Genomic DNA, 10,336 nt, shown 5'->3' with positions numbered 1-10,336 from the left:
GGCGGGGCGGCGAACAGCGAGCCGAACATCACCGTCACCGCGGCGCCGGCGGTGCCTCTCACCGTCACATCCAGGTACAGCAGCAGCGCGGTCACCCCGAGTCCGCCGCCGAGCACGATCCCCGCCGCCAGATCCCGCCCCGCCGCACGGCGGGTGCCAATGGCCTCCAACGCCAGCGCTCCCAGTACCGAGAGGCTAAAAAACCCCAGCAGCGGGTTGATTCCAAGCAGATAGGCCATGGCCCCGCCCGCGCTGCTGACATCCGCCAGCGCGTGCCCGGCGAAGGACTGGCTGCGCAGCACGGTGAACACACCCGCCGCGCCCGAGAGCAGCGCAGCACCTGCCCCGATGAGCAGCGCGTTCTGCACCGGAACGCTGGAAAAGAACCCCGCTTGCAGCAGTGTCATGGAATCGCCGCGACGTGCTCGGCTCCGTGCGCGCCGTGTTCGCCGGCCACCACCAGGATGCGCTCATGCACGCGGATGACGTCGATATGGTATCCATACAGGGCGGAGAGCACCTCGGTGCGCACCACCTCCGCCGTGGTCCCGCTCGCGGCCCGACCATTGGCGAGATAGACGATACGGTCCATGGCGCTGAGCAGCGGGTTCATGTCATGCGCCGAGATCAGCACCGTCACCCCCCGTGCTGCCACGCTCTTGAGCAGGGCGATGATCTCGGCGCCGGCGCGCAAGTCGAGGTTGGCCAGCGGCTCATCCAGCAGCAGCAGCTTCGGCTGGCGGATCAGCGCATGGGCGATGAGCACGCGCTGCTGCTGCCCGCCCGAGAGTTCGCCGATGCGCTGATCGGCGAATTTTTCCGCGTCCACGGCGGCCAGCATCTCCGCCACAAGCGCCCGGCGCGCGCGCGAGGGAAACGGGAAGCCGAAGCGGTGCCCGTTCAGCCCCAACTCGATGAAATCCCGCGCCCGCACCGGCATGTCCGGGTCCAGCTGAAGCTTCTGCGGCACGTAGCCGGCCGGCCCGGCCAATTCCACACGGCCGGCGCTTGGGGCGGTAAAGCCGAGGATGGTGCGCAGCAGCGTCGTCTTGCCTGAGCCGTTGGAGCCGATCAGCCCGCAAAACGCCCCCGGCTTCAGGGAGAAGCTGACATCGTGCAGTACCTCCCGCCCGCCGAGCGCGACGCTAAGCCCGGCAACGCTGAGCGCCGGCATCACTGCCCGCTTGCCGCCAGATCCTGGGCCAGGGTCTTGGCCTCGCCCAACATCCAGCCCTGGTAGCTCTTCGCGCCCTTCGGCATGGTCTCATACACGCCAAGCACGCGCAGATCGCTCTGCTGCGCCAAAGCGCGGAAGGAGTCGGAGAGCGTGTCCTGCACCTGTTCGTTGAAGACGTAGACCATGACCTTGCGGGAGACGAGCAGGTCCTGCTGGGTGGACACATCCTGCGGCGCGGGGTCCGTGCCGTTCATCGCGGCGGCTTCCAGGGTGAACGGCGTGGCGATCTTCATCCCCGCCGCCTGCAGCATGTAGTCCGCCACCGGCTCGCTCACCGCCACCTCTGTCCCGGCGTAATGGGCCTTGATCTGCGCCAGCTCGTCGAGCCAGGGCTTCAGCGAGGCATCGAAAACCGGCACCTGCGCCTGGTAATAGGCGGCATGGGCCGGGTCCTTCGCCGCGAAGGCGGCGGCCACGGCCTTTGCCACCGCCGGCATGGTGGCTGGGCTGTACCAGAGATGCGGGTTGGGGGTGTCATCCGGCAGGTTGAGCACATGCTGCGCGCTGATCACCTCGGCATGCGCTCCGCTCAACAACTTGTCGGCCCAGGCATCGTAGCCCAGCCCGTTTTCTACCACGACGTCCGCACCCGCGAGTTCGCCCGCCACGTGCGGACTGATCTCGAATTCATGCGGATCGGTATTCGGGTCGGTCTCGATGGCGGTGACCCGGACATAAGGGCCGCCGATCTGCGCCATCACATCGGCATATTCGTTCTCGATGCCCACGGCGTGCAGCACCGGCTGCGCCTGCGCCACTCCAGCGCTCAACACCAGCGCCACCCCACACGCCAACACGCCTAAACGCATGATTCCCGCTCCCCTGCTTACACGGGAAGCAATGATATATTATATCATCTCCCCCGTCCACAGGGGGCAACTGGCCTGCTCAGCCGCACAAATTCCGCAGCGCCGAACGGTCCATGAGTTCGATCCGCCGTGCCGCCGCCAGCCTGATCACGCCATCACGCTCCAGATGCGACAAGGTGCGCGACACGGTCTCGATGGTCAGGCCCAGGTAATCGGCGATATCCTGGCGGGTCATCGCCAGTTCCACCTCTTCGCCGCGACCGCCGGCCAGATCCAGCAGGAACACCGCCAGCTTCTGCGGCGCGCTGCCCCGGCCGAGCAGCTGGGCGTGTTGCCGGGCCCGCTCCAGCGACTGCATGGCATAGGTGTAGAGTTGCAGCGCCATCGTCTCATCGTGCCCGGCCTTGGCCTCCAGCGTACGCCGGCGATATGGCACCACCACGCAATCGGTCACTGCCTCGGCGGAAAGCGCATGCTCGGTGCCGAGTTCGAAGCCGACCACGTCACCCGACTTGTGGAAGGCGTCGATATGCCGGCGCCCGTCATTCTGGAACTTGCAGGTCCGCACCATGCCGCTGACGACCTTGTACATATAAGTCGCCTCGCCGCCTTCGGCGTAGATTTCGGCATCCTGGGCAAAATGCAGGGCCGCCGGGTTGAACGGCGCTTCGCTCGCGCGCTCGACCAGGCCAAGCGCCGGCCTGGAACCCAACCCCCTGGCGACCTGCGGGATAGCAAAGCTTTTATCTCCACGCAGTGCAATGCTGGCTGACATCCTGGCGCTCCTCATCCTGATTCGACGGTGGGAGGTGTAGCCGGGCGCCGTTAAGCCGCGGTATCCGGTTTGTCCCTACGGGATTCTACGTAGGCTTGGCGGCATGGTGGTCTGCCAGCGCATCGGCGACTGCTTCCACCAGCCGGTTATCGAGGATCGGCTTCTCCAGTACCTTCCAGATTCCCGCCGCCTGCGCCTTGCCGCACAGCGCGGGGCTGGCAACACTGGTAAGAAGAATGGCCGGCGGCGATAATGCCCGGGCCCGCAACTGCTCCAGCACCTCGAACGCATCCATGCCCGGCAGCCGGTCCTTCAGGATCAGGCATTTCGTACGCGGCAGATCACGGCTAGAGAGCAATGCAGCGCCATCGGCATGCACATGCACGTCCAGCCCTTCCAGCCGCAGGACGAATTGCAACGCATCCCGCATGGCCGCATCGTCATTGACGACCATGACCAGCGGCCGCGCCTCGGCCGTCTCCCATACCCCCGCCTCGAACACTGGCACCACGCATCTTCATGCAAAGAAATTAATCGATGCCCGATAACAGAGATCGGAACCGCACCAATTGATCCAGCGCAAATGTTCGGAAAACTATACGCCCGGGGCTCGGGAAAGGAGCACCATGCGCACCAGCTCAGACAGGCTGGCAGCGCCCATCTTGGTCATCAGATTCGCCCGGTGCACCTCCACGGTGCGGGCGCTGATGTTGAGGTCGTAGGCGATCGTCTTGTTCGGCCGCCCGGCGATCAGCCCGTCCAGCACCTCGCGCTCGCGCGGGGTGAGGGTTTTCAGCCGGGCCCCGACGGCATTCGCCACATTGCTCTGCTGGGCATCGCGGGCGTAGCGGTCGAAGGCGGTGCGGATCGCGGCGATAAGCGTATCGTCCTGGAACGGTTTCTCGATGAAATCGACCGCCCCGGCCTTCATCGCCTCGACCGCCAGCTTCACATCGCCATGGCCGGTCATCACGATCACCGGCAGACCGATGCGGCGGCTGATCAGCTCGCGCTGCAAATCGAGCCCGGAGAGGCCGGGCATGCGCACATCGGTAACGATGCAGCCAGGCTGCACGGCCATCAGCGCATCCAGGAAGGCCGTGGCAGAGGCATAGGTGCGAATGGCGAATCCAGCGCTCGTCAGCAGGAACGCCAGGGATTGCCGCACGGCCTCGTCATCGTCGATCAGATGCACGACCGGGTCAGGCAGCATCTTCGTCCATTCCGGGCTGCCCGCCCCCAAGCAAGGTAAAGGAGAAGACCGCGCCGCCCCCCGGGTTGGGCTCGACCCAGAGCCGCCCGCCATGGGATTCGATGATGGTGCGGGACACGGACAGCCCCACCCCCATGCCGTAGCTCTTGGTGCTGATGAAAGGCTGGAACAACTGCGCCATGATCTCCGGGGCGATGCCCGTGCCAGTATCGGCGACGGAGATGCGCACCATGCCTTCCGAGGCCGGCGCGGTGCTCACCAGCATGTCGCGCAACTCGGTATCCTCCATCGCCTCCATGGCGTTGCGGATCAGGTTGAGCAGCACCTGCTGCACCTGCACCTTGTCGGCGATGACGGAGCCGCACTCAGGGTCGAAGGCGAAGCTGACGCGCACCCCGCTCTCCCGGGCGCCAACCAGAGCCAGGGCGCTCGCCTCTTCGACGAGCTTGGGCAGATTCTCCCGGCGCCGCTCGGTCTCCCCGCGCGAGACGAATTCACGCAGGCGGCGGATGATCTGCCCGGCCCGCAGCGCCTGCTCCGCGGCACGCTCGATGCCGTCGCGCAGCATGCCGAAATCGGCCGCCTGCCCGCGCTCCAGCAAGCGGCGGCAACCGTTCAGATAGGTCGCCACGGCGGTGAGCGGCTGGTTCAGCTCATGCGCCAGGGTGGAGGCCATCTCCCCCATGGCGGTGAAGCGCGACATATGCGCCAGTTCAGCCTGCAATTCGTGCAGCCGGGCCTGGGTTTCCTGGCGTTCCGTCAGGTCGCGCAGGAAGCCGGTGAAGGCGCGGCCGTCGCGCGTCACCGTCTCGCCGATATACAGCTCCATGGGAAAGGTCGAGCCATCCTTGCGCAGCCCCATGACCACGCGGCTGGCCCCGATGATGCGCTTCTGCCCGGTGGCGAGGTAACGTTCCAAATAGGCATCGTGCTGCTCGGCATAGGGCGAGGGCATGAGCAGGCTGACATTGCGCCCGTTCACCTCCTCGGCCTTGTAGCCGAAGAGCCGCTCCGCTGCGCTGCTGAAGGAGCTGATGATACCCGCCCCGTCGATGACGATCATCGCATCCGGTACGGTGGCGAGAATGGAGCGCAGATGCGCCTCACGCTCACGCAAGGCGGCCAGCGCCAGACTGGCCAAATCCCCAGGCTCGCCCGTCTTCGTGGACTGTCCTGCGCTACTCAATTTTTCACCCATGCGGTGTGTTGTTACCCCAGCCCGGACAGCTTAGCGCTTACGGGTTAAAATACAACAAACCGATGGAGTTAACCCTACTTACGGGTTCTAGAGTGCGATCGCCCTCTAACTTATTGATGAGAGGCTGATTCACGTTTTAGGTTCAATCGCAAAGCGATTCAACCTAAAACGATCAGGCTCTAGGACAAAACCTCATCATAGGATCTGTCGTGGAAACTGATCCGGCCGCTCTCCGCCGAGACCAGCGTGCCGCGCCGCCCGGCCAGGATTTCCGCCAGATCCTCGGGCTTGCCGATGGCGGCGGGCTCGCCCGTCGCCTGCACGAAGGAAAAGGCCGCGTGCGCCTTGGGCCGCAGCGTCCATTCCGGGAAATCTTTCAGATGCGCGGCCAGATCCCGCGGCCCAACCGTGGCGATCAGCCGCTGCTCCTCACCGCCGAAATCGAGGTAGAGCCCGCCAAGATCGGATAGCATGAGGAAGAAATCCGCATCGATGCGTTCGGCCAGCAGAGCGCCAGCGGCATCCTTGTCGACCACCGCCTCAACGCCGTGCAGCCTGCACTCGGTATCCCGGCGCACCGGCACACCACCACCGCCGCCGCAAATGACGGTGACACCCGTATTGGCAAGACGGCGTATGGAATCGACCTCGATGATATCAACCGGCTTCGGCGAGGGAACGAACCTGCACCAGCCATTTCCGGCCTGGCCGATTGTCCAGCCCAGCTCTGCCGCCAGACGCTCCGCCGTAGGCTTGTCGAACACCGGCCCAACCGGCACGCCACGGCCGTGAAAGGCATGATCGCGCGTGTCCACCAGCGTCTGCGTGACCATGCTGACGACCAGCGCACCTTCCGGCAGAGCATTGCGAACGGCGAGTTCCAGCTCATAGCCAAGCCAGCCAACCGCCTGCGCCTGCAAAACGTCCAGCGGCATCAGCGCCTCGCGCGGGCTGTTCAGTGTCTGCAACCCGAGCAGGCCGAGTTGGGCAGCGTCGCCAAAGGTAATGACAAGGTGATGTCCGGCCATCACCGCCCCAGCCAGATGCCCGGCAACTTCAGTAATGCGCTGACGCAGCCCAGCACGAGAGATATGCTCATGGCGGCGCAATAGCGCCGTATTTCCCAGGGAAACCAAAATCCTCATGTGCGATCGTTAACACAACGCTTGTTTTTTGTTCTTGATAAAGAGCAAAATATTACAATTTAACAAAATTATCTTGAAGTGTGCGCGACATTAAAATTTTTGTGACATTTAAGCTTGCTCGCTGGGGGCATCCGCCCCCCATACAGACTATCAGGGGCTCAGATAGGCGAGGAAATGCCGCTCCGCCCTGCGGAACAGGAAGATCAGCCCGAACGACACACAGAGATAGATCAGCGCGGCAACGCCGAAGCAGTCGAACGGGTCATAGGTCGCCGAATAGGCGTCGTTGGCGACTTTCAGAATATCCGGCACCGTCGCGGTGAAGGCCAGCGTGGTGGCGTGCAGCATGAGGATCACCTCATTGCTGTAGACCGGCAGGGCGCGCCGCAGCGCCGAGGGGATGATGATGCGCCGGTACAGCGTGAAGCGGGACATGCCCATAGCCAGCCCGGCATCCACCTCGCCATGCGAGGTCTCCTTGATCGAACCGGCGAAGATCTCGGTGGTGTAGGCGCCGGTGTTGAGCGCGAAGGAGAGAATGGTGCAGTTGAGTCCCTGGCGGAAGAATTCGTTGAACGGCGCGGTGTTATGGATGAAATCCAGCCCGTAAATGCCGGTGTAGATCAGCAGCAGCTGCACATAGAGCGGCGTGCCGCGGAACAGGAACGTATACAGCCACACCGGGAACCACAGCAGCGGGTTACGCGCATTGCGCAGCACGGCCAGCGGCACCGCCAGGCAGAAGCCGATGCCGCAGGAGATCACCAGCAGCCAGAGCGTCATGGCCAGCCCGGTCATCCGGTAGCCATCGGAATACAGCAGAGCCTGCCAATAGGCTTGGATAATGCCGATCATAGCGCCGCCTTGCGCACGCCGACCGCATATTTGCGTTGAAGAAACATGAGCACGCCGTTGGAAATGACCGTAAGCACCAGATAGACAAGCCCGGCGACGGAGATGAAGAAGAAGGTGCGGAAGGTCGCCTCGCCCGCCGCCTGCGCCGCCTTCACCACATCGGACAGCCCGATCAGCGAAACCAGCGCCGTGGCCTTCAGGATCACCTGCCAGTTATTGCCGATGCCCGGCAGGGCGTAGCGCATCATCTGCGGGAACAGGATGCGGCGGAACACCAGCATCGGCCGCATGCCAAAGGCGCGGGCGGCCTCCAACTGCCCCTTGGGCACAGCCAGGAAGGCACCACGGAAGGTCTCCGTGAAATAGGCGCCATAGATGAAACCCAGCGTGATCACGCCGCTGGTGAAGGGATCAAGCGGAAACTCGAAATCGATGCTGTTCTGGAGCGAGTCGAGGTAATCGGAGAAATCGTTCAGCCAGATCTGCAGCGAGTAGAAGATCAGCAGCATCAGCACCAGGTCCGGCACACCGCGGATGAGGGTCGTGTACACCGTGCTCATGCCGCGCAAGACCCGGCTTTTCGCCAGCTTGGCCGAGGCGCCGAGCAGCCCAATGATAAAGGACAGGATCAGCGACAGCACGGACAACTCGATGGTTGTCACCGTGCCGGAAAAAATCTGCTGCCCGTATCCGGCCAGATCTAACATTCTATTTCCCGAAGCAGAAATGGCCCCGGCGGTTGCCGCCGGGGCCGGAGAGAACAGAGATTACTTCGCGGCCGGCGTGGCGCCGTAAACGTCGAAGTTGAAATACTTCGCCTCGATCTTCTTGTACGTGCCGTTCTTGATGATCTCGGCGATCGCCTCGTCGATCTTCTTCAGCAGCTCGGGCTCGTCCTTGCGCACGCCAACGGCGATGTAAGAGCCAAGCACGTCCTGCGGATCGTAGGTGACATTACCGCCGAACGCGTAATCAGCGCCCTTCGGCGTCTTGAGGAAGCCGTAATCGGCCTCAACCGAATCCTGCAGGGAGGCATCCAGGCGGCCGGAAAGCAGGTCGGCATAGACCTGGTCCTGACCCGGATAGGAGACGACATTCACGCCCTGCGGCTGCCAATAGGTCTTGGCGTAGGTCTCCTGGATGGTGCCGGCCTCAACGCCCACGGTCTTGCCCTTCAGGCTGGCGGCGGTCGGCTCCAGGCCAGAGCCCTTCTTGGTGATCAGGGCGGTCGGCTCGTTATACATCTCGGAGGAGAAATTGATCTGCTTGGCGCGGTCCGGCGTCACGGTCATCGAGGACAGGATGGCGTCGAACTTGCGGGCCTCCAGGGCGGGGATGATGCCGTCGAAGCTCTGGCTGACGAACACGCACTTCACCTTCAGCTCGGCGCAGATTGCCTTGCCGAGATCGATGTCGAAGCCCTGGAACTCACCGCTGGGGGAGAGGCTCTCGAAAGGCGGGTAAGTCGCGTCCACCCCGAACTTGATCTCGGTGAAGGCCTTGGCATGCGCCGCGCCCGGCGCAGCAACAATGCCAAGCACGCAAAGCCCGGCAACCACCGGCGCGAAAATCTGCTTCATCGCATTCTCCCATGTTGATAGATACATCAATGCGTCAGCCGCAATGACGTAACAGCCATTATCATTACCGAAATCATCTGCGCGCGCAAATGCGGAGCCGCCCTGCAACCCGCAAGAAAAAAGCCAGGGACCTCGGCCCCTGGCTTCGTATTGTGGCAGTGGCGGAGCTTAAGCCCGCAGCGCAACCGGCACGCCGGCAATGGCGTGGTCGACGAGCGCGGCATCGGCCTGCGCACCGAAGCTCTCGCGCAGCAGTGCGGCGGAGGCCGTGGTGGCAATGTCGATGGCGGCGGCACGCACCTCGTTCACCGCAGCGGCTTCCGCGGCGGCGATGCGCTCAACCGCCATATGCTCGCGGCGCTTGGCGGCGGCTTCCGCCTCGGCAGCCATGGCAGCGGCCAGGCTGATGGCTTCCTGCTGCGCTGTCTGCAGGATCTTCTTCGCGTCTTCCACGGCCTGGGCCTGGCGCACCTTGGCATCGGCGAGGATGACCTCCGCCTCCGCCTTCAGCTGCGCGGCTTCGGCCAGCGCGTCGCTCACGCTTTTGGCGCGGGCATCGAGCATGGAGGTGATGGCCGCCAAAATCTTGCGCCCGGCGAGGAGCGCGAAGATGGCAACCGCCACGAAGACCCAGAACGAGCCGTGGGTGTAAAAGGCGCCGCCGGAGAGAGCTTGGTATTCCATAGCTTATGCCGCCTTGCGCGCGGCCAGCGCTTCGTCGAGGCGCTGGGCGAGCCTATCTTCCGCGGGCTGGCTGCCCGTCAGTTTCAAAAGGATGGAGCTGACTGCCTCCGCGGCCACGGGCTTGATGGCGGCCAGGGCCGCGGCCCGGGCGGCTTCAATCCGCGCCTCGGACTCCGCGAGCTTCGCCTCCAGCTGGCTGGCCAGCGCAGCGGCTTTCGCCGCCGCATCGGCCTTGGCCTCGGCCACGGCTTTCGCCACCTCGGCCTGAGCGGCGCTGCGGGCCTGGGAGATGGTCGCATTGAGTTGCGCCACCGCCTGGTCCGCCCCGAGCTTGGCCGCGCGCGCCGCGGCGAGATCGCTGGCGATCACCCCGGCGCGGTGTTCCAGCACCTTGCCGATTTCCGGCAGGCCCCAGCGCGAAAGCAGCAGATACAGCACCACGAGGATGACCGCCATCCAGCCCACCTGATCCAGGGTGAGCGGGTTGGCGAAATCCATCTGCGGCATGGTGCCCTCGGCCAGTGCGGCCGAAGGCGCCAGAACCAGCAGGAGAGCGGTGCTAAAGCGGCGCATTAGGTGAACAGAATGACCAGCGCGATGACCAGGGCGTACAGCGCGACGGCTTCCGTCAGCGCGAAGCCCAGCAGTACGTCCTTGAACAGGCCGTCGCGCGCCGCCGGATTGCGGCCAGAGGCGGACACGAACGCGCCGAACAGGTTACCGATACCGACACCGGCACCGGCGACACCGATGGTGGCGAGACCCGCGCCAACGTCCTTGGCGAGCAGAGCGGCAGACTGAGGATCCATGTAACTATTCCTTTCCGAGAAACTTTATTGG

The 10,336-nt window shown here is 64.1% G+C and carries 14 protein-coding genes; all 14 read right to left on the bottom strand.

Features of this window, described 5'->3' with window-relative positions; genetic code table 11:
• On the bottom strand, positions 1 to 407 hold a 407-nt coding region (locus tag ACLPJJ_RS10125), incomplete at its 3' end, for a metal ABC transporter permease (protein WP_443590853.1).
• Positions 404 to 1,174, bottom strand: coding sequence for a metal ABC transporter ATP-binding protein (locus ACLPJJ_RS10120; RefSeq protein ID WP_443590852.1), 771 nt, complete (start codon positions 1,172 to 1,174; stop codon positions 404 to 406). The genes ACLPJJ_RS10125 and ACLPJJ_RS10120, both read right to left, overlap by 4 nt.
• Entirely contained in the window at positions 1,174 to 2,046 is an 873-nt protein-coding gene (locus tag ACLPJJ_RS10115) for a metal ABC transporter solute-binding protein, Zn/Mn family (protein ID WP_443590851.1), read from the bottom strand. Before ACLPJJ_RS10115 ends, ACLPJJ_RS10120 begins: the two co-directional genes overlap by 1 nt.
• Positions 2,047 to 2,125: 79 nt before the next feature.
• Positions 2,126 to 2,821, bottom strand: coding sequence for a helix-turn-helix domain-containing protein (locus tag ACLPJJ_RS10110; RefSeq protein WP_443590850.1), 696 nt, complete (start codon positions 2,819 to 2,821; stop codon positions 2,126 to 2,128).
• Between the two features lie 85 nt (positions 2,822 to 2,906).
• Positions 2,907 to 3,332, bottom strand: a complete 426-nt coding sequence (locus ACLPJJ_RS10105) for a response regulator transcription factor (protein WP_443590849.1) — start codon at positions 3,330 to 3,332, stop codon at positions 2,907 to 2,909.
• An 84-nt stretch (positions 3,333 to 3,416) separates the two neighbouring features.
• The gene (gene fixJ, locus ACLPJJ_RS10100) at positions 3,417 to 4,034 is read right to left on the bottom strand and encodes a response regulator FixJ (RefSeq protein ID WP_443590848.1); all 618 of its coding nucleotides are present in this window, start codon (positions 4,032 to 4,034) and stop codon (positions 3,417 to 3,419) included.
• Positions 4,024 to 5,220: a sensor histidine kinase gene (locus ACLPJJ_RS10095; protein WP_443590847.1), complete on the bottom strand. Its 1,197-nt coding sequence runs from the start codon at positions 5,218 to 5,220 to the stop codon at positions 4,024 to 4,026. Before ACLPJJ_RS10095 ends, fixJ begins: the two co-directional genes overlap by 11 nt.
• A 191-nt stretch (positions 5,221 to 5,411) precedes the next feature.
• Entirely contained in the window at positions 5,412 to 6,377 is a 966-nt protein-coding gene (locus tag ACLPJJ_RS10090; RefSeq protein WP_443590846.1) for an amino acid kinase family protein, read from the bottom strand.
• 150 nt (positions 6,378 to 6,527) lie between these two features.
• Entirely contained in the window at positions 6,528 to 7,232 is a 705-nt protein-coding gene (locus ACLPJJ_RS10085) for an ABC transporter permease (RefSeq protein WP_443590845.1), read from the bottom strand.
• Positions 7,229 to 7,939, bottom strand: coding sequence for an ABC transporter permease (locus ACLPJJ_RS10080; protein WP_443590844.1), 711 nt, complete (start codon positions 7,937 to 7,939; stop codon positions 7,229 to 7,231). Before ACLPJJ_RS10080 ends, ACLPJJ_RS10085 begins: the two co-directional genes overlap by 4 nt.
• Before the next feature lie 60 nt (positions 7,940 to 7,999).
• Positions 8,000 to 8,812, bottom strand: coding sequence for an ABC transporter substrate-binding protein (locus ACLPJJ_RS10075; RefSeq protein WP_443590843.1), 813 nt, complete (start codon positions 8,810 to 8,812; stop codon positions 8,000 to 8,002).
• 168 nt (positions 8,813 to 8,980) lie between these two features.
• On the bottom strand, positions 8,981 to 9,496 hold the full coding sequence (locus ACLPJJ_RS10070; RefSeq protein ID WP_443590842.1) for a F0F1 ATP synthase subunit B family protein: 516 nt from the start codon (positions 9,494 to 9,496) through the stop codon (positions 8,981 to 8,983).
• Between the two features lie 3 nt (positions 9,497 to 9,499).
• Complete coding sequence (locus ACLPJJ_RS10065; protein WP_443590841.1) at positions 9,500 to 10,069, bottom strand: F0F1 ATP synthase subunit B family protein; 570 nt, start codon at positions 10,067 to 10,069, stop codon at positions 9,500 to 9,502.
• On the bottom strand, positions 10,069 to 10,305 hold the full coding sequence (locus ACLPJJ_RS10060) for an ATP synthase subunit C family protein (protein ID WP_443590840.1): 237 nt from the start codon (positions 10,303 to 10,305) through the stop codon (positions 10,069 to 10,071). The genes ACLPJJ_RS10065 and ACLPJJ_RS10060 overlap by 1 nt, the downstream gene beginning before the upstream one ends.
• Positions 10,306 to 10,336: the final 31 nt, after the last annotated feature.

The sequence above is a fragment of the Acidocella sp. genome (genome assembly GCF_052326845.1).
Lineage (GTDB): Bacteria > Pseudomonadota > Alphaproteobacteria > Acetobacterales > Acetobacteraceae > Acidocella.
The sequence above is the reverse complement of the archived record's forward strand: the minus strand, read 5'-3'. Positions and strand labels throughout refer to the sequence as shown.

Excerpts from the sequence above, each read along its gene's own strand:
- fixJ (WP_443590848.1), bottom strand. The coding sequence starts at position 4,034 with ATGCTGCCTGACCCGGTCGTGCATCTGATCGACGATGACGAGGCCGTG.
- ACLPJJ_RS10120 (WP_443590852.1), bottom strand. The coding sequence starts at position 1,174 with ATGCCGGCGCTCAGCGTTGCCGGGCTTAGCGTCGCGCTCGGCGGGCGG.
- ACLPJJ_RS10060 (WP_443590840.1), bottom strand. The coding sequence starts at position 10,305 with ATGGATCCTCAGTCTGCCGCTCTGCTCGCCAAGGACGTTGGCGCGGGT.
- ACLPJJ_RS10080 (WP_443590844.1), bottom strand. The coding sequence starts at position 7,939 with ATGTTAGATCTGGCCGGATACGGGCAGCAGATTTTTTCCGGCACGGTG.
- ACLPJJ_RS10090 (WP_443590846.1), bottom strand. The coding sequence starts at position 6,377 with ATGAGGATTTTGGTTTCCCTGGGAAATACGGCGCTATTGCGCCGCCAT.
- ACLPJJ_RS10110 (WP_443590850.1), bottom strand. The coding sequence starts at position 2,821 with ATGTCAGCCAGCATTGCACTGCGTGGAGATAAAAGCTTTGCTATCCCG.
- ACLPJJ_RS10070 (WP_443590842.1), bottom strand. The coding sequence starts at position 9,496 with ATGGAATACCAAGCTCTCTCCGGCGGCGCCTTTTACACCCACGGCTCG.
- ACLPJJ_RS10115 (WP_443590851.1), bottom strand. The coding sequence starts at position 2,046 with ATGCGTTTAGGCGTGTTGGCGTGTGGGGTGGCGCTGGTGTTGAGCGCT.
- ACLPJJ_RS10065 (WP_443590841.1), bottom strand. The coding sequence starts at position 10,069 with ATGCGCCGCTTTAGCACCGCTCTCCTGCTGGTTCTGGCGCCTTCGGCC.
- ACLPJJ_RS10085 (WP_443590845.1), bottom strand. The coding sequence starts at position 7,232 with ATGATCGGCATTATCCAAGCCTATTGGCAGGCTCTGCTGTATTCCGAT.
- ACLPJJ_RS10075 (WP_443590843.1), bottom strand. The coding sequence starts at position 8,812 with ATGAAGCAGATTTTCGCGCCGGTGGTTGCCGGGCTTTGCGTGCTTGGC.